3 protein-coding genes are annotated in these 1,814 nt (G+C 63.7%); 1 reads left to right on the top strand and 2 read right to left on the bottom strand.

What is annotated here, in order from left to right:
- Positions 1–504 (top strand): carbohydrate ABC transporter permease (locus ENZ75_RS30700; protein ID WP_164888136.1); only part of this gene is annotated, 504 nt, incomplete at its 5' end.
- 50 nt (positions 505–554) lie between these two features.
- Here the strand turns inward: ENZ75_RS30700 and ENZ75_RS30695 are convergent.
- Complete coding sequence (locus ENZ75_RS30695; RefSeq protein ID WP_063167792.1) at positions 555–1,298, bottom strand: creatininase family protein; 744 nt, start codon at positions 1,296–1,298, stop codon at positions 555–557.
- A gap of 3 nt (positions 1,299–1,301) precedes the next feature.
- Positions 1,302–1,814, bottom strand: a 513-nt coding sequence (locus ENZ75_RS30690) for an SIS domain-containing protein (RefSeq protein WP_245481311.1), incomplete at its 5' end; no start/stop codon positions are given.

Genomic DNA, 1,814 nt, shown 5'->3' with positions numbered 1-1,814 from the left:
TTCTTCTTCCTGTCGCAGCTGATCCTGCCGCCGGTGGTGCTGGCGCTGCCCTTCCTGGTGCTCTACCGCGAGGTCGGCCTGCTCGACACGCGCATCGGGCTGATCCTGCTCTACACGCTGATGGTGCTGCCGATCGTCATCTGGATCATGCGCGACCAGTTCAACTCGATCCCGGTCGAGCTCGAGGAAGCCGCCCTTGTCGACGGGCTGTCGATCTGGGGCGCGTTCTTCCGCATCGTCATGCCGATCGCGCTGCCGGGCATGGTCGCCGCCTTCATCCTGGCGATGGTGCTGTGCTGGAACGAGTATTTCTTCGCCGCCCTTTTGACCTCGACCGACGCCAAGACGATCCCGGTCATGGTGGCGAGCCAGACCGGCTCGCAAGGCATCAACTGGTGGTCGATGGCGGCACTAGCGACGGCGGCCATCGCGCCGCTCGCCGTCATTGGCATCGCGTTGGAGCGCTATCTGATCATGGGCATGACCGCGGGCGCGGTGAAGTAGCATGGCGCCCTCTTACCTTCTCCCCCTTGTGGGAGAAGGGAAGCCGCGCGCTAGCGTCCCAATATTGCCCGCAGGTGGTCCATGATCATGGCGACGCCCTTCTGCCCGAGCTCTGCCGAAGCATCCTTGGCGCTCGCCGTGTACCAGCCGGTATTGTCGGCGAAGTGATTGGCATCGACAGCCTCCGGGCATAGCGCCAGCATCAGCGAGGTCTCGCCAATGCCGGCATGGTCGAACGGGTACTTGCCGTTCATGTCAGCCGACATCAGCGGATGCACCTGCACCCAGTTGAAGAAATTTTCACCCGCCGCGTGTCCTGAATAATAGTCCGCCATCGCCTGCGACCCCCACCAGCCCTCGCCGCGCTCCTTTTCGAGGAAGCGGAAGATCGCCTGGCGGCCGGCGGCCTTGAACGCCAGATCGGTCGGCATGCCGGCGACAAAGTTCTCGGTCTGGTGGTGGATAATGGCGTGGATGTTGCGGAAGCCGATGCGCAACAGGCTGTAGAACAGCTCCTCGCCGAACGGCGCCAGCGCATTGCCGCCGACCTGCACCGAGCCGCTGCCTTCCGGCGGCGCCACCGCATAGCTTGCCGCACCGTAGTAGAAGGGCGGCAGGATGACGACGTCCTTCTCCTTTTCGAACAGCTCCAGCGTCTTGATGACGGCCAGCGTGTCCATGCCGACGGCCATATGCTCGCCATGGTATTCCAGCACGCCGAGCGGCAGAGCGACCGGCCAATTCTCGGCGATCGCCCTGCGGATCTGGTGTGGCAGCATCAGTTCATAGCGCATGATCTATTCCATGTTGGTGTGGCGGGCGCGCATGGCTTCGGGCGACACGCCGGTCAATTCCCTAAGCTTCAGCACCATCACCTCAAACAGCAGGAACAGCGCGCCTTCGAACACCGAGCCCATCGGCAGGACCGATGTTTTTTGCGCCCCCTGATCGTTGGCCATGGTCTGCGCGGGAATGAGCAGCGTGAAGTCGGCAAGCCTTGCCGCGCTGCCTTCGGCCTGGGCGGTCAGCAGGAGATTGGTTGCACCTGCTTGGCGCGCGACCTGCATCAGGGTCAGCACGGTCGAGGTTTCTCCCGGCCCGGAACTGACCAGGAAGACATCGCCCTGCCCCAGCGGCGGCGTGTTCATGTCGCCGACCACGGAAACCGGCAGGCCCAAATGGTAGAGCCGCATGGCAAAACCCTTGACCTGCAAGGCCTCGCGGCCGCAGCCATAGACGACGATCTGTCGCGCGCCGGCTAGCGTTTTGCAGGCGGCGTCGATCCGGCTTTCGTCGATGCGTGCCAGCAC

It is taken from the genome of Mesorhizobium sp. M7A.F.Ca.CA.002.04.1.1, assembly GCF_004022805.1.
Taxonomy (GTDB): domain Bacteria; phylum Pseudomonadota; class Alphaproteobacteria; order Rhizobiales; family Rhizobiaceae; genus Mesorhizobium; species Mesorhizobium ciceri.
The sequence above is the reverse complement of the archived record's forward strand: the minus strand, read 5'-3'. Positions and strand labels throughout refer to the sequence as shown.